Below are 15,019 nucleotides of genomic sequence, written 5' to 3' on the forward strand. Positions count from 1 at the left end.
GTGCGGAGGGGTGGTATGACCGTACGCCGCCGGGGCCGACGGCGGGCATCCCCCGGATACGGGGAGGCGACGGCTCCGGCGGCGCGGTTAGTCTCGAGGCATCCGCCCAACTGAAAGTTTCTCAGTTTGATGAGTGCTGACCAAACCCAGGCCCCCACCGGGCAGCTCACGGTCACGGTCGTCGTGATCACGTATCGGCGACCGGACTACGTCGAGACGTGCCTGACGCACCTGCGCTCGCTCACCACGCCCGTCGAGCAGGTGGTCGTGGTCGATTCGGCGCCGGCCGGCGACACCGCCTCAGAGCAACTCGTGGCCGAGCGGTTCCCCGAGGTCGAGTACGTGCGCAGCGGCCTGCCGAAGGGCACCATGCCCGAAGCGCGTCAGCTCGGCTTCGCGCGGGCGACCGGCGACGTCGTCGCGTTCATCGACGACGACTCGTTCGTGTACCCGCAGTGGCGCGACGAGCTCGTGAAGCCCTACGCGGACCCGGCCGTGGCCGCCGTCGGCGGGCGGGCGATCAACGGAACGCCGGGGGAGGAGGTGCACGGCGTCGACCGCATCGGCCGGCTGCTGCCCGACGGCGAGCTGACGGGAAACTTCGCCGCCGACCCCGGCCGCAGCATCCCCGTCGACCACCTGCTCGGCGCCAACATGTCGTTCCGTCGCGCCGCGCTCGCCGAGATCGGCGGCATCCGCGGCAATTACCCCGGCACCTGCCTGCGCGAGGAATCCGACATCTCGCTGCGGCTGCGCGCGCGCGGCCACCGCCTCGTCTATGCGCCCGCCGCGCTCGTGCACCACGTCGGCGCGCCGTACCGCATCGGCGGGCAGCGCTTCGACCGTCGCTACATCTACTACGCGCGGCGCAACCACGTCATGCTGCTCGCGCGCGTCTACGGGCTCGGTTCGCCGCTGCTGCGTCGGTACACCGCCTCGACGCTGCGCGCGCAGCGCGCCTACGTCGGTGAGATCGCGCGCATCGTCGCGGCGCGGGCGGATGCCGCGGGCCGGACTCCCTCGCTGCGCCGGCGCGTCACTGCGCCGCTCACCGTGGCCAGCCGGGTGGCCGCGGAACTCGCCGGATTCCTGATGGGCTGGCCCGCGGCGATCCGCGCACGGGCGATCGATCGCCGCCGCGGCGTGGCGACACCGTAGGGGCCGGCCATGCCGCCGGAGACCTTCGGGCTCGTGATACCGACCTATCGGCGCGCCGCCTATGTGCGCGAGGCGGTGCGGAGCGCCCGGCGACAGACCGTTCCCTTCGACCGGATCGTCGTCGTGTGCGACGGCCCGCAGGACGAGGTCGAAGCGGTGCTGGCCGGCACCGGCGTCGAGGTGCTCGTGGTGCCGCACGGCGGCGTCGCCGCGGCGCGCAACGCGGGCGTCGCCGCCCTCGACACCGACTGGGTGAGCTTCCTCGACGACGACGACCTGCTGCACCCCGACTACCTGAGCCGGGTACGCGACTTCGCGTCGGCGCATCCGACGGAGGGCGCGCTGAACGCGTGGTACTGGGTGTTCGGCGGGCACGGCGATCCCGACGCCGACTTCGCGGCCGCGAGCTACGACGAATGCCTCGCGGCACTGCCCACCGCGGTGTCGCGGCGCCGCTTCGACTACCTCGAGATCCACGGCCGGAGCTTCGACCTGCTGCTCGAGAAGCTGCGCGGCTCGCAGTCGGGCGCGGCCGTGCGGCGTCGTGTGCTTGAGGCGGCGGGCGGATTCCCGAGCGGATTGCGCTGCGCCGAGGACTGGACGATGTACGTCAACGTGGCGCGGTTCACGGAGTGGAGCGTGCTGCGGGAACGCCTCGTGCTGTTCCGCAACCACCCCGCGACGAACACCCTCACCGGCGGCCCGCGCAACGGCGTCGACACCCTGCGCGCGATCGCCGCGTTCTGGGCCGAGTCACGGATGCCGGAGCCGTCGCACCGCCCGCTGCGCGCCTACCGGGCCGACTACCGCTTCACCCTGCGGTGGACGCTCGACGCGGCCCGCCGCGCCCGGAACCCGGGTGCGTACCGCGAGGCGCTAGTACTCGCCCGCGCGGTGCTGCCCGAGCGGCGCGATCGGCTCGCCGCCATGGTGCCGGGCGGCATCTGGGACGCGACCCGTGCAGTCGTGGGCCGCCTGCGACGCGGGTCCGGCCGCGGCGCCTGAGCGCTCACTCGGCGGAGGCGACTCCCACCGGCGGCACCGCGGGGGCGACCGGCCGCGGCCGACCGATGCTCGCCTTGAGCCGAAGGAGGGGACGCTCGACGAACCGGTACGAGGTGGCGGCGATGATGACCGAGCCGAACAACACGATCGCCGCGTACTCCGTGCGATTCAGATGCCACGCCGCGGCGTTCTCGCCGACGATCAGCACGATCGGGAAGTGATACAGGTACACCCCGTACGAGCGGCGCCCGAGCCAGGTCAGGGGCGGCACGCCGAGTGCGGTCTTCAGCACGGAGCGCGCGGTCGTCGTGAGGTTCCAGACCAGCGCAGCCGCGGCGAGCGCGACGAGGGGTGCCTCCCACGCGAAGTTCGGCTGCTTGTAGAGGTATCCCGCAACGACGGTCACCCCGATGGCGACTCCGACCGCCGCCCACGCCGTCGCGCCCCGCTCCAGGAACCGGACCCGCACCCCGCGATGCAGCAGGAGCGCCACCGTGCAGCCGAGCAGGATCGTCGCGAAGCGCGACCACGGCAGGAAGTAGGCGTAGTCCACGTCGTGGTCGGGCCCGAGGAAGAACGAGCTGACCGCGAGCGTGGCGAAGCAGACCGCGGTCAGGAGAACGGTCCAGCGCAGCACGCGCGCGTGGGCGCGCAGCATCACCAGCAGCGCGACGGGCCACAACAGGTAGAACTGTTCCTCGACCGCAAGGCTCCAGGTGTGCCCGAGTCCCCCGAGCACCGAGCCGCGGAATCCGATCACGAAATCGCCGACATAGAGCAGTGCCGCAAGCGCGCTCCACGCGTAGCCGGCGAAGCTGCCGTCCGGCGAGAGCACCCACCAGAATGCCGCCCCGCCGAGGCACAGCAGCATCAGCGCGGGGTAGAGCCGCAGCATCCGTCGCGCATAGAAGCGCTGCAGGGAGACCCCGCCCGTGCGATCGTGCTCGGCGAGCAGAAGGGACGTGATGAGGTACCCCGAGAGCACGAAGAAGACGTCGACCCCCATCCAGCCGCCCGCGGCGAGCGGCAGACCGCTGTGATAGGCGATCACCGCCAGCACGGCGACCGCGCGCAGCCCGTCGAGTTCCGGTCGGTAGCGCATCGTCGGCCTCGGCTCAGATCACGTCCGCGAACTCGCGCTCGTGGCTCTGGAAATAGACCACGCCGACGAACAGCACGCCGAACGCGAAGACGACGAGGCCCCCGATCTGCCACAGCGGCGGTGCCTCGGTACCGACGAGCGACCAGCGGAACGCCTCGAGGAACCAGGTGATCGGATTCGCCTCGAAGACCCAGCGCAGACCGCTGGGCACCGATGAGATGGTGTACGCGACCGGGCTCGCGTAGAGCAGGATCTGGGTGGCCCACGGCAGGACGTATCCGACATCGCGATACTTGACGGTCATGGCCGCGGTGACGAGGCCGACGCCGATGGCGATGACGGCGATGAGAGCGCTCCACACGGGAAGCAGCAGCACGGGCCAGCCCGGGTTCACTCCGTACACGAAGAGCAGGATGATCGCGACGCCGAGGCCCACGCCGAAGTCCAGCAGGGTGCTCGCAGCGGTTGATATCGGCACGAGGATGCGGGGGAAGAACACCTTCGACACGAGTGCCTGGTTTTGCAGCAGCGAGCCGGAGGCGCGGGTGAGGGTGTTGTTGAACAGGTTCCACGCGAGCGTGCCCGCGAGGGAGAACAGGAAGTACGGCAGCCCGTCGCTGGAGAGGTGCGCGACGGTGCCGAACACGAGCGAGAACACCCCGGCCGACATGACCGGCTGGATGATCACCCAGGCCGCGCCGAGCACCGTCTGGCGGTAGCGGACGATGATGTCGCGCTGCGCGAGCCGCGTCACGACATCGCGGGCGCGCCACAGGATCGCCCACCGCGGCAGGTTGAGTCGGCGCGGTGGCTCGATGACGAAGGTCTCCATCGGTCAGTTCACCTCGTATTGGAAGTCGGCGAGCACCAAGCCGTTGGCCAATGCGTCGTCTGTGGCGGTCGCGGCGTACTTGAGATCCGGAAGAACGTCGAAGCGGCACGCGGCGTCCCAGATGTCGTGGATCGGGCCCCATTGGCACACGAACAGGTCGACGGTGTACGAGCCCGGCTTGAGCCACAGGTTCCTGACCGCCACGCTGCCGACGACGTGCGTACCGCTGTCGAAGGTGATGCCGTTGAGGCGCGAGTCGCACTGAGCGATGATGACGCCGTCGTCGTCCACGATGTGCGCGGAGACCCAGTAGTCGGGCACGGGCAGCGGATGCTGCAGAGCAGGGAGCTCGAAGTGGATGTCGAAGGTGTCGCCAGAGGCGATGTGATCCTCGTTCATCCAGACCCGCGTGAACCGGATCCCGCCCGCGCCCTGGCGGTTGGCCGGGTCCGCCTGGTCGGCGGCGTAGCGCTCGAAGCTCGACGAGTACGCCTGCAGGGCCGAGTCGACCGAGCCCTCGTGGACCAGCTGGCCGCGCTCCAGGACGATGGCGGAGGTGCACAGCGTCTTCACCGTCTGCAGCATGTGGCTGACGTAGAGAACCGTCCGCCCCTGCTTCGCGGCATCCCGCATCTTGTCGAGCGACTTGCGCTGGAATTCCGCGTCTCCGACCGCGAGCACCTCGTCGATGGCGAGGATCTCGGTCTCGAGATGGGCTGCGACCGAGAAGGCGAGCCGCACGTACATGCCCGACGAGAACCGCTTCACGGGGGTGTCGAGGAACCGCTCCATGCCGGAGAAGTCGACGATGGCGTCGAACTGCCGGTTCACCTCTGCCCGGGTCATGCCCAGCAGGGCCCCGTTGAGGTAGATGTTCTCCCGCCCGGTCAGCTCGGGGTGGAACCCGGTGCCGACCTCGAGCAGGCTGCCCATGCGGCCGCGGAACTCGACGCGCCCGCGGCTCGGCGCGGTGACGCGGGTGAGCACCTTGAGGAGCGTCGACTTGCCCGCCCCGTTGCGACCGATGATGCCGAGGGCCTGGCCTTGGGGCACCTCGAAGTTGATGTCGTCGAGCGCGTTGAACTTGGCGCTCGTCGTCGGCGCGTTACGGCCGCGAAGCCGTTGCAGCACCGCCTCGGCGAGAGTCGAGGGGCGCGGCTGGCTCTTGCCGAGGCGATAGGTCTTGCCGAGACGCTCGGCTCGGATGGCGATATCTGATGACGTCACAGGGACCTTCAGGTTGGGGATGTCGGCGATGGTCGGGTCGTGCTCGGGGGTCGGGCTCGGGGGCCCAGGGCTCGGCGAGGGAGCCGTGCGGGCATACCCACCGCGGATGAGAATTGCTCGCATTCACGATGTGGGCTCACGCTAACATCGGCCAAAGGCGACGGATACTCACCAATCTGAGGGCCATGGCACACGGCCCCCTTCCGGGGACTGACCGGCGGCCCGCGTCCCTCCGTATTCTGTTCGCAATCCTGACGATCGCTCACTACCCACCTCGGAGGGCAATGCCGGCCTCGACGCCCCGACTCACCATCGGCATCCCCGTCTACAACGGCGAGCGCTATCTCGGCTGCGCCCTCGACTCCGTGCTCGCGCAGGACATCGACGGCCTCGACGTCGTCGTCTCGGACAACGCGTCGACGGACGGCACCCAGGAGCTCGTCCGCGAGCGCCGGCGCCGCGACCCGCGGGTGCGCTACATCCGCCAGGAGGTGAACCGCGGCGGCGTGTGGAACACCAACTTCGTGCTCAGCCAGGCGCGGGCGCCGCTGTTCAAGTGGGCGTTCTACGACGACGTGCTGCGCCCCGGCTACCTGAGCGCCTGCCTGGCGCTGCTGGACGACGCCGGCCCCGGCGTCGTCGGCGCGCACACCCGCGTCGTGGTGATCGACCAGGACGGCCGGCAGATCGAGGAGCGGCAGGACTCGCGCATCGGCGCGGACGCCCCGACGGCGCACGAGCGCATCGGCGCGATGTACCGAAAGCTCGCCGGTCAGCTGCAGTTCGGGGTGTTCCGCACCGAGGTGGTGCAGCGCAGCGGTGGATTCGTCGCGGCGTACGGATCCGAGATGCGCATGCTCACGCGAATCCTGATCGAGGGGCGAATGCTTCAGCTGGAGGACCAGCTGCTCGAGCTGCGCCGCCACCCGGCCCAGTACGGGGCGACCAAGCTCGCCGAGATGAGCTGGTACAAGCACGAGGGCCAGCGCGGCTGGTTCGCGCCGGTCAGCTGGATGACCGTCGAGTTCCTGCGGGCGGTGGGGGAGTCGGAGGCCGACGCCGCCGAGCGCGCGCGCTGCTCGGCGACCGTCGTGCGGGACTGGTCGCTGCGCCACCTGCGCGGGGTCGCCTCGGACCTGCGGGATCTGCCCGCGATCCTGCGGCTGCGCCGCGACGGGATCAGGTCGTGACGGCCGCGGCGCCGGCGGGCCCAGGCGGCCGCGGGGGGCGGCGCGCAGCCAGGCGCCGCTGAGCGCGGCCGAGCAGCGACGGGATCGGCCGGGCGGACCACTCGATGATCAGGTCGACGACCTCGGATGCCTGAACCGGGACGTCCTCGCGCTCCGTCCCGACATACGTGCTGCCGGGGTCGCGCAGCCGCTCCTGCGGGAACAGGGCGATCGGCTGCCCCGTCGCGAACGTGCGCGGCGCCGGCGTGGCCGCGAGCCCCGTGATGCGCTCGGCGAGCAGGCCCCACAGCGGGCCCGTGCTCTCGGCGGCCAGGTGCGAGGTGTGGGTCGCCCGGGAGTTGAGCTCGAGCAGCGTCGGCTCGCCGTTCGGCAGCAGGAAGAAGTCGAGCCCGCAGAATCCGCTGATCCCCAGCGCGGCGATGAGTCGGCGGGCGCTGTCGAGCATCCCGGGGTGCTCGAGGGTGCTCACGACGGCGGCCGGCCCGCCGGGGTAGGCGGCTGAGACGACCTGGAGGGCGACCGCGCCGAGCAGTTCGCCCTGCCACGCGGCCGCGGTCATCGTGGCCTCGATGCCGGCCACGAGCGGCTGCACCACGACGTGCCGCGGCGGCCGGCGCAGGAACGGGCGCAGGTAGTTGGGGTTGTCGTCCCTGACGAATCCGCCCACCACGTTCCGCAGCCGGGGCTGCCGCCGCAGAGTTCGCAGCGCCGTGTGCGCTTCGCCCGAGCCGCGCGCGAAGCGCACACCCTCGCCGCCCATCAGGCCGTCGGCCTTGAGCACGACCGGCAGCCCGAGCTCGGCCAGCGCGGCATCCAGCTCGCCGTCGTCGGCAACCGGCCGCGTCGACGGCGTCGGCACGCCGTTCGCCTCCGCCACCTGGGCCACGGCGTACCGGTTCCCCCGCTGCGGGAACGTGCCGGGCGCGCCGAGGGAACGGCGCAGCGTGTCGGCGCCCTCGGCGCTCAGCGCCGGGTGGGCGTAGGCGTCGAAGGCGGCGGCGCGGGCGAGGTCGTCCACGGGGACGACGAGGTCGAACCGTTCCTCGCTCACCACGCGGGCGACCTCGCGGGCGGGCCGCAGCGCGGAATAGGAGCCGACCGTCTCGACCCAGCTCAACGTGCCGACGGGGTGGCCGACCGGGGCGAGCAGGGCGACGTCGAAACCCGCCTCCCGTGCGGCGAGCGCCGCGCGGACGGTGTGCAGCCAGCGGTATGCGGAGACGAGCAGCACGCGCGGGCGCGCGCCGCCGCTACTTGACGACACTTCCGGCCGGGTCTGCGAGCGGCGTCGGCACGGGCTGCACGGGCGGCGCGGGCACAGTTGAGCGACGGCGGGCGCGGGCGTCGATGCGGCGGGCGACCCGTGGGGCCGCGAACTCGGCGCCGACCATGAACCGCATCAGCGGCCCGAAGCTTCCTGCCGCGATGGGGCCGACGAAGTACAGGCCGGGGATGGAGGACTGGAACCCGGGCGAGAGCGCCGGCATCGAGCCGACCCGCTTGGCGGTGGCCCGGATGCCGGGGTCGAGGAACTCCAGGCGGTCGAGGTCGGCTTCGTAGCCGGTGGCGGCGATCACGTGATCCACCGTGAGCGTGGAGCGCTCTCCGCCGTGCTCGAGCTCGAGGATCACCTCGTCGTCGCTCTCCTTCGCCCCCAGCAGGGTCGTGTCGAGCATGATGTCTGCGCCCCGCTCCACCGTGTCACGCAGCCAGTAGCCGGAGCCGGTGAAGAACCGGGCGAGCAGGCCGAGACGGCGGTCGACCGGCAGCAGCCGGAACGCGTCGGCGAAGTCGGCGCAGGCCTTGAGTCGCCACCCGCGGCCGAGCCCGCTCAGCGGGTTCTTGAGCTCTTCGATCCACGTCGGCTCGTCGTCCGTCGGCGGATCCCAGAACTGGAGGCTCGTGTGCCGGGTGATCAGACGCACCTCGGCGGCCCCGGCGTTGACGAGTTCGAAGGCGACTTCCGTCGCGGACGAGCCGCCGCCTATCACCGCGACCCGCTGGCCGGCGAAGCGGTCGAAGGTGCGGAGCGCGCTGGCGTGGCGTATCCGTTCGCCGAGTCCTTGCAAAGACCGGGGCAGGCGCGCGAAGTGGGTGATGCCGACGGCGGTCACGACCCGTTTCGCCGTGAACTCGGGGTCGCCGGCCACGCGCACCGCGAATCCGCCGTCGACCCGGCGCAGCGACGTGACGAGGCGCTCGTCGACGCCGGGCACGAGGGCCCGCTGGAAGTCGTCCCCGTAGTCGCCGAACCGCTCGAGCACCACGCGGTCTCGGGTGTCGTGGTAGGGCACCCCGTTCCGCGCCGCCCAGTCGCCGAGCCGCCAGCCGGGGACGGGCGCGTCGAGGCTGGAGGAGAACCCGTCGGACTTCAGCAGCATGCCGGCCGGCATGTGGTTCTTCCACGTGTCGAGCGGCAGCCCGATCACCGCGGTGTCGATGCCGCGATGACGAAGGTGTGCGGCGACCGAGAGGCCGTACGGGCCCGCTCCGACCACCGCGACGTCCACATCCATGACGGGCCTCTCTTTCGCTGCCGGGAGCATCCGAGTCGCCGACACGCAGTCATGGTAGATGAGGAGCGCTCACCGCCACGAGGGGCGGAGCTGAGGGAAAATCACCCCAATATGTGGGATGAGGAAAAATCACGTTCGCGGCTAGCCTGGCCATGCGTTTCCGCTCTCGCGTTCCCCGACCACAGGTCCGGTCCTTCCGGATCACAGCCCCCCGGAGTCCACATGCCCGAACCCGCCGGCGTCACAGCCCCCCGGTGCCGCCTCTGCGGCACGCCGCTCACCGAGACGTTCGTCGACCTCGGCATGTCGCCGCCCTGCGAGTACTTCCTCACCCCGGAGCGGCTCGACGCGATGGAGCGCTTCTACCCGCTGCACGTGCGATTGTGCCCCGGATGCCTGCTGGTGCAGCTGCCCGGCTACGTCGACCCCGAGGACGTCTTCGTCGAGTATGCGTACTTCTCCAGCTACTCGGACAGCTGGGTGCAGCACGCCAAGACCTACGCCGAGGCGATGATCGCGAAACTCGGCCTCGGCCCCGGCAGCCTCGTCACCGAGGCGGCGAGCAACGACGGCTACCTCCTGCAGCACTTCGTCGCCGCCGGCATCCCCGTGCTCGGGATCGAACCCGCGGCCAACATCAGCGAGGTCGCGCGCGAGAAGGGGGTGCGCACCGAGACCTGCTTCCTCGGCGAGGCCACCGGCACCGAGCTCGCGGCGAGGTACGGCAAGGCCGACCTCGTGGCCGGCAACAACGTCTACGCGCACATCCCGGACGTGATCGACTTCACCAAGGGGCTGCGCGCGCTCGTCAAAGACGACGGTTGGGTGACCATCGAGGTGCAGTATCTGCGCCGCCTCATCGAGCGGCGGCAGTACGACACGATCTACCACGAGCACTTCCAGTACTACACGGCGCTCACGATCCAACGCGCACTGCGCTCGGGCGGTCTCGAGCTCGTGGACATCGAGGAGCTGCCGACGCACGGCGGCTCCATCCGCGCCTACGCCCGCCCGGTCGAGGCGGCCGGCGCGCCGAGCCCCGCGGTCGCCCGGCTGCTCGCCGAAGAGGCAGAGCTAGGCCTCGACACCGTTGCGGGCCACGCCGGCTTCGCCACCTCGGTCGCCCAGATCCGCAACGACGTGTTGGAGTTCCTCATCGCCGCCGCCCGCGACGGGAAGACGGTCGCAGGCTACGGCGCTCCGGGCAAGGGCAACACGCTGCTCAACCACTGCGGGGTGCGCGCGGATCTGCTGTCGTACACGGTCGACCGGAATCCCTACAAGCACGGCCGCTTCCTGCCCGGCACGCACATCCCCGTGTTCGCGCCGGAGAAGCTCGCCGAGACGCGCCCCGACTACGTCTTCGTCCTGCCCTGGAACCTGCGCGCCGAACTCACCGAGCAACTCGCCTACGTCGCCGAGTGGGGCGCCCAGCTCGTCTTCCCGATCCCGCGGCTCGAGGTCGTCGACCCCGCGCCGGTGCCCGCCTTGGCCGAGTGACCCGGTCCGACCGACCTGGCCCAACTGAGAGGAACGACGATGCGCGTACTCGTGACCGGCAGCGAAGGCTACCTGGGCACCGTGATGACCGAGGTCCTGACGGCCGCGGGGCACGACGTCACGGGGCTCGACAGCGGCTTCTTCGCCCCCTGCGTCCTCGGCCCCGAGCCGACCGATCCGCCCACCATCCATGCCGACATCCGTGACGTCACGGCCGAGCAGCTCGCCGGTTTCGACGCGGTCGCGCACCTCGCCGCGCTCTCCAACGACCCGCTGGGGAACCTCGCGCCGCAGCTCACCTACGACATCAACCACCTCGCCAGCGTGAGCCTCGCGCGCGCCGCGAAGGCCGCCGGCGTGCGGCGCTTCCTCTACGCCTCCACCTGCAGCGTGTACGGCACCTCGGGCGGCGACGTGCTCGTCGACGAGCAGGCGCCGCTCGCGCCCGTCACGCCGTATGCGGAGAGCAAGGTGCGCGTCGAGGCCGACCTGCACGAGCTGGCGGATGCCTCGTTCGAGCCCGTCTACCTGCGCAACGCCACCGCCTTCGGCTTCTCGCCGCGGCTGCGCGGCGACATCGTGCTCAACGACCTGGTCGCCACCGCCTACCTGACCGGCACTGTGCTCGTCCTCTCCGACGGCACCCCCTGGCGCCCCCTCGTGCACGCGCGCGACATCGCCGCGGCGTTCCTCGCGGCCCTCGAGGCGCCGCGCGCCGCGGTGTCCGACCAGGCCTTCAACGTCGGCAGCGCGGACAACAACCTGCGCGTGAGCGACATCGCCGAGATCGTGGCCGGGGTCGTCCCGGGGTCGCAGGTGCGGATCACCGGCGAGGCCGGGAACGACCCGCGGTCGTACCGTGTCGACTTCGCCAAGATCGGCCGGCTCTTGCCCGAGTTCACGGCAGCGTGGACGATCGCCGACGGCGCGGCCGAGTTGTACGCGAAGTACGCGGAGTACGGGCTCGAGTCCGAGGTCTACCGTTCCACCTTCAAGCGCCTGCCCTGGCTCGCCGGACTGCAGGCCTCGGGGCGGCTGAGCGACGAGATGAGGTGGATCACCGTTGCGGCGTAACCGGCTCGACCTCGTGCGGCACGGGGTCGACGACCACCCATCTGGCCCCGGAGGCCTCGACCTCGGGCAGCGCCCGGCGGACCTCCGGCAGCAGGTCGGAGACGAAGAGCAGCACCCGATCGGGTCGTGCGGCGACGAGGTCGGCGGGCGAGACGATCGGGATGCGCGTGACCGGCATCGCGCGCCCGTGCTTGGCGGGCGAGGCGTCGGCGATCACGGCGACGTCGTCGGTCGTGACGCCGGCCGAGACGAGCAGCGCGACCGCGCGCGACGCCGCGCCGTAGCCGGCGACGCGCAACCCCGCGGCGCGGCAGCCGTCCAGATACTCGCGCACGGCGGCAACGGCGGCGTCGTGCGCGGAACCCAGCCGGCCGACGACGGCCGGATCGCGCATGCCGGCGGCGGTCTCGGCCTCGATGAGCGCCGTCACGGCCGGCGCCTCGCCTCCCCAACGGCTGCCCTGTCGGGCGAAGGCGAGCATCGTCGTGCCGTTGTGGTACAGCGGGTACGACCACGCACCGACGGCCACGAGCCCGATCTCGCGCGCCATCGCGACGAGCACCGGCGTCGTGTAGTACGCGAAGTGCCCGTTGCGCAGCGAGTTCCACATGCCCTCGCGCACGATGGCCGTCGCGTTGAAGATCACCATCAGCAGCACCCCGTCGGGGGCGAGGTGGCCGGTCCGCTCGAGGAAGGCCGCTCTCTGGTCGGCATCGTGCATCATGCCGTGCACGTCGACGATCAGCTCGGCCTCGCCCGCGGTCACCTCCGTCAGGTCGTATGGCGCGAGCTGAGCGCGCCAGCTGCCCCCGTGCGGGCTGGAGTAGTGCAGCACGCGCGTGCCGGGGACGATCAGGCCGGCCGCCGCGGCGTCGTCGACGCTCGCCTCGGCCTGGCGCACGAGCGCCTGCGGTTCGACGCCCATGACCTCCTCGGCGACGGTCACGTCCTCTTCCAGCTGCAGCAGCCCGCTGCGGGTGCCCATCACCATGCGCGTGCGATGGCGGGGGTCGGGGGTCGGGTCGCCGATCACCGGAAAGAGATCCGACGCCGGCTGCTCGCCGAGGTCGAGCACGACGACGCCGTCGGGGTCGCCGGACCAGCGGTCGCGCCAGCCGGGCGCGGGGCGGGATTCGGGCTCCACACCACACACCGTATGACATCAAGGAAGGAGCGATGACATGAAGGTCGTCCTCTTCTGCGGCGGTCTCGGCATGCGCATCCGCGCCGACAACCAGTCCGCACCCAAACCCATGACCATGGTCGGCGAACGGCCGATCCTGTGGCACATCATGCGCTGGTACGCGTGCCACGGCCACACCGAGTTCATCCTCTGCCTCGGCTACGGGGCGGCGGCGGTGAAGAACTTCTTCCTCGACTACCGGGAAGAGGTCTCCAACGACTTCGTGCTCTCCGGCGGGGGCGACGACATCCGCCTGCTCAGCGAGGACTTCACCGACTGGCGCATCACCTTCGTCGACACGGGGCTGAACACCCCGATCGGCGAGCGGTTGCGCCGGGTGCGTCCCTATCTCGAGGGCGACGAGGTCTTCCTCGCGAACTACGGCGATGTGGTGACGGATGCTCCGATGAACGACCTCATCGACTCGCTGCCCCCCGACCACGTCGGCAGCCTGCTCGCCGTGCAGCCCGTGGACTCGTTCCACGTGCTCGGCTTCGGCACCGACGGGGGCATGTCCGGCCTCGAGGCGGTCGCGTCGATGGACATGTGGATCAACGGCGGCTATTTCGTGCTGCGGCAGGGGATCTTCGACTACCTGAACCCCGGGGAGGACCTGGTCGGCAACGCCGTCGTCCGCGCGGCGGCTGAGGGCCGCTTCACGGCCAACAAGTACCGAGGATTCTGGGCGGCGATGGACACGCTGAAGGAGCGCGCCGTGCTCGAGGAGCTTCATGCGAGCGGCCAGGCGCCGTGGGAGCTGTGGCGGCACAACGAGCCGCTGCCGACGACGGTCAAGTGGTGACGTCCCTCGGGCTGCCGGCTGGCCCCCTCACCGTCGTCGCGCTCGGCGCCCACCCGGACGACATCGAGATCGGCTGCGGGGGAACGCTGCTGGCCCTCGCGGCGCGCGGCGACGTGGAGCTGCGCACCCTGGTGCTCACCGGCACGGAGGACCGACTCGCCGAGGGCGCGGCGGCGGCGCGCGCATTCGGCGCCGCCGCGCCCCCGGTGTTCGCCGGCCTGCCCGACGCCCGGCTGCCGGAGCACTGGGGCGCCGTGAAGGACGCCCTGCACCGCTTCCGCGACGCGGTTCCGCACCCCCACCTGGTGCTCGCTCCGCGGCCCGACGACGCCCACCAGGACCACCGGCTGCTCGGCACGATGGTGACGACGGTGTGGCGGGGGCCGCTCGTGCTGCACTACGAGATCCCGAAGTGGGACGGCGACCTCGGCCGGCCGAACGTGTTCGTTCCGCTGACCGACGCCCAGGTCATCCGCAAGCTCGAAATACTGAACCAGGAGTTCCCGAGCCAGCACGGGCGCGACTGGTGGGACGACGAGTTCTTCCGCAGCATCCTGCGCCTGCGCGGGGCCGAAGTGCCGACCCGCTACGCCGAGGCGTTCTTCGCCGCGAAGGCGACGCTGTCCCTCGCAGGCTGACTGCCGGGCGGCTCGTGCGGCGACCGGTACGGCGGTCGGACGACGAGCTCGGCGACGTGCGCCACGGGGGCGAGGTCCACGACGAAGCGGACCGTCTGCGCCACGGCCTCCGGGCTCAGGCAGCGCTCCGGCACGTACGCGCCGCCCTCGCTGATCGCGACGGCCTTCTGCATGTCCGTCGCCACACGGCCCGGGTAGATGTTCGAGACCTGCACGCCGTTGTCGCGCTCCTCCTCGTGCAGGGCGCGGGCGAAGACGTCGAGCGCGGCCTTGCTGGCGGTGTACGCGCTGCGCCCGCCCGGCGAGCCCTGCACCGCCGTCGAGTTGATGACGATGACGCGGCCTCTCCCGCGCCGCAGCGCCGGCAGCAGGGCGCGCGTCACGGCCACCTGCCCGAACAGGTTCACCGCGAAGGTGTCGTGCCAGTCGTCGTCCGTGGCCGCGGCCACCGGGCCGGCCGACCATGCGCCGGCGGCGAGCACGAGGACGGCGAGCGACTCGAGCTCGGCGGGCACGGATACCTCGGCCGCCGGCGCCGCGAGGTCGAGGCGCCAGGGACGGATGCCGGCGCCGAGCTGCCCGGTCGCGCCGGGCTGCCGCGCCGTGGCCCAGACGTCGTGCGTGCGGGCGAGTTCGGCGGTGATGGCGGCGCCGATGCCGCCCGTCGCTCCGATCACGGCCGCACTCGGGCGGCCGGCAGCTGTCAGCACATTGGCCTCCTCCCGCTTCGGGTCCGGCGGATACGCACCGAGCCTCACACATCGGCCGGATCGGCACCAGAGGGGAGTGAGA

14 protein-coding genes are annotated in these 15,019 nt (G+C 71.4%); 7 read left to right on the forward strand and 7 right to left on the reverse strand.

From position 1 onward, the window contains the following. Positions 1-129 precede the first annotated feature (129 nt). A complete protein-coding gene (locus H563_RS0108250; RefSeq protein WP_022882133.1) occupies positions 130-1,158 on the forward strand; it encodes a glycosyltransferase family 2 protein in 1,029 nt (342 codons plus the stop codon). A gap of 9 nt (positions 1,159-1,167) precedes the next feature. Then, a complete protein-coding gene (locus H563_RS17370; RefSeq protein ID WP_022882134.1) occupies positions 1,168-2,163 on the forward strand; it encodes a glycosyltransferase family 2 protein in 996 nt (331 codons plus the stop codon). 4 nt (positions 2,164-2,167) lie between these two features. On the opposite strand, the gene H563_RS0108260 is transcribed toward H563_RS17370, so the two are convergent. Genes H563_RS0108260 through H563_RS17375 form a run of 3 tightly spaced genes read right to left on the reverse strand, consistent with a single transcriptional unit; the run spans position 2,168 to position 5,447 of the window. Beyond that, complete coding sequence (locus tag H563_RS0108260) at positions 2,168-3,265, reverse strand: acyltransferase family protein (RefSeq protein ID WP_022882135.1); 1,098 nt, start codon at positions 3,263-3,265, stop codon at positions 2,168-2,170. A 13-nt stretch (positions 3,266-3,278) separates the two neighbouring features. Continuing rightward, positions 3,279-4,097 (reverse strand): ABC transporter permease, encoded by an 819-nt coding sequence (locus H563_RS15740; protein ID WP_022882136.1) that lies wholly within the window; start codon positions 4,095-4,097, stop codon positions 3,279-3,281. A gap of 3 nt (positions 4,098-4,100) precedes the next feature. Continuing rightward, positions 4,101-5,447 carry an ABC transporter ATP-binding protein gene (locus tag H563_RS17375; RefSeq protein ID WP_081416206.1) on the reverse strand — a complete coding sequence of 449 codons (1,347 nt, stop codon included), beginning with the start codon at positions 5,445-5,447 and terminating at the stop codon, positions 4,101-4,103. 161 nt (positions 5,448-5,608) lie between these two features. Between H563_RS17375 and H563_RS15750 the strand changes: the two genes are divergently transcribed. Next, on the forward strand, positions 5,609-6,514 hold the full coding sequence (locus tag H563_RS15750) for a glycosyltransferase family 2 protein (protein WP_022882138.1): 906 nt from the start codon (positions 5,609-5,611) through the stop codon (positions 6,512-6,514). On the opposite strand, the gene H563_RS0108280 is transcribed toward H563_RS15750, so the two are convergent. Both H563_RS0108280 and H563_RS15755 read right to left on the reverse strand, forming a co-directional pair. Beyond that, entirely contained in the window at positions 6,504-7,778 is a 1,275-nt protein-coding gene (locus H563_RS0108280) for an ATP-binding protein (protein WP_162138936.1), read from the reverse strand. The genes H563_RS15750 and H563_RS0108280 overlap by 11 nt on opposite strands. Then, positions 7,765-9,030 carry an NAD(P)-binding domain-containing protein gene (locus tag H563_RS15755; RefSeq protein ID WP_022882140.1) on the reverse strand — a complete coding sequence of 422 codons (1,266 nt, stop codon included), beginning with the start codon at positions 9,028-9,030 and terminating at the stop codon, positions 7,765-7,767. Before H563_RS15755 ends, H563_RS0108280 begins: the two co-directional genes overlap by 14 nt. Positions 9,031-9,252: 222 nt before the next feature. Between H563_RS15755 and H563_RS0108290 the strand changes: the two genes are divergently transcribed. Continuing rightward, positions 9,253-10,530, forward strand: a complete 1,278-nt coding sequence (locus tag H563_RS0108290; RefSeq protein WP_022882141.1) for a class I SAM-dependent methyltransferase — start codon at positions 9,253-9,255, stop codon at positions 10,528-10,530. Positions 10,531-10,569: 39 nt separating this feature from the next. Beyond that, positions 10,570-11,604 (forward strand): NAD-dependent epimerase/dehydratase family protein, encoded by a 1,035-nt coding sequence (locus tag H563_RS0108295; protein WP_022882142.1) that lies wholly within the window; start codon positions 10,570-10,572, stop codon positions 11,602-11,604. Here H563_RS0108295 and H563_RS15760 read toward each other — a convergent pair. Beyond that, positions 11,588-12,748, reverse strand: coding sequence for a hypothetical protein (locus tag H563_RS15760; protein ID WP_051142683.1), 1,161 nt, complete (start codon positions 12,746-12,748; stop codon positions 11,588-11,590). The genes H563_RS0108295 and H563_RS15760 overlap by 17 nt on opposite strands. Positions 12,749-12,785: 37 nt before the next feature. Between H563_RS15760 and H563_RS0108305 the strand changes: the two genes are divergently transcribed. Continuing rightward, entirely contained in the window at positions 12,786-13,589 is an 804-nt protein-coding gene (locus H563_RS0108305) for a glycosyltransferase family protein (RefSeq protein ID WP_022882143.1), read from the forward strand. Further along, complete coding sequence (locus H563_RS0108310; protein ID WP_022882144.1) at positions 13,583-14,227, forward strand: PIG-L deacetylase family protein; 645 nt, start codon at positions 13,583-13,585, stop codon at positions 14,225-14,227. The genes H563_RS0108305 and H563_RS0108310 overlap by 7 nt, the downstream gene beginning before the upstream one ends. On the opposite strand, the gene H563_RS15765 is transcribed toward H563_RS0108310, so the two are convergent. After that, on the reverse strand, positions 14,176-14,937 hold the full coding sequence (locus tag H563_RS15765; protein WP_022882145.1) for an SDR family NAD(P)-dependent oxidoreductase: 762 nt from the start codon (positions 14,935-14,937) through the stop codon (positions 14,176-14,178). The genes H563_RS0108310 and H563_RS15765 overlap by 52 nt on opposite strands. Positions 14,938-15,019 lie beyond the last annotated feature (82 nt).

The organism is Gryllotalpicola ginsengisoli DSM 22003 (assembly GCF_000419445.1).
Classification (GTDB): Bacteria; Actinomycetota; Actinomycetes; order Actinomycetales; family Microbacteriaceae; genus Gryllotalpicola; species Gryllotalpicola ginsengisoli.

Excerpts from the sequence above, each read along its gene's own strand:
- H563_RS15740 (WP_022882136.1), bottom strand. The coding sequence starts at position 4,097 with ATGGAGACCTTCGTCATCGAGCCACCGCGCCGACTCAACCTGCCGCGG.
- H563_RS17375 (WP_081416206.1), bottom strand. The coding sequence starts at position 5,447 with ATGCGAGCAATTCTCATCCGCGGTGGGTATGCCCGCACGGCTCCCTCG.
- H563_RS0108295 (WP_022882142.1), top strand. The coding sequence starts at position 10,570 with ATGCGCGTACTCGTGACCGGCAGCGAAGGCTACCTGGGCACCGTGATG.
- H563_RS15750 (WP_022882138.1), top strand. The coding sequence starts at position 5,609 with ATGCCGGCCTCGACGCCCCGACTCACCATCGGCATCCCCGTCTACAAC.
- H563_RS0108290 (WP_022882141.1), top strand. The coding sequence starts at position 9,253 with ATGCCCGAACCCGCCGGCGTCACAGCCCCCCGGTGCCGCCTCTGCGGC.
- H563_RS0108305 (WP_022882143.1), top strand. The coding sequence starts at position 12,786 with ATGAAGGTCGTCCTCTTCTGCGGCGGTCTCGGCATGCGCATCCGCGCC.
- H563_RS0108250 (WP_022882133.1), top strand. The coding sequence starts at position 130 with ATGAGTGCTGACCAAACCCAGGCCCCCACCGGGCAGCTCACGGTCACG.
- H563_RS0108260 (WP_022882135.1), bottom strand. The coding sequence starts at position 3,265 with ATGCGCTACCGACCGGAACTCGACGGGCTGCGCGCGGTCGCCGTGCTG.
- H563_RS15755 (WP_022882140.1), bottom strand. The coding sequence starts at position 9,030 with ATGGATGTGGACGTCGCGGTGGTCGGAGCGGGCCCGTACGGCCTCTCG.
- H563_RS17370 (WP_022882134.1), top strand. The coding sequence starts at position 1,168 with ATGCCGCCGGAGACCTTCGGGCTCGTGATACCGACCTATCGGCGCGCC.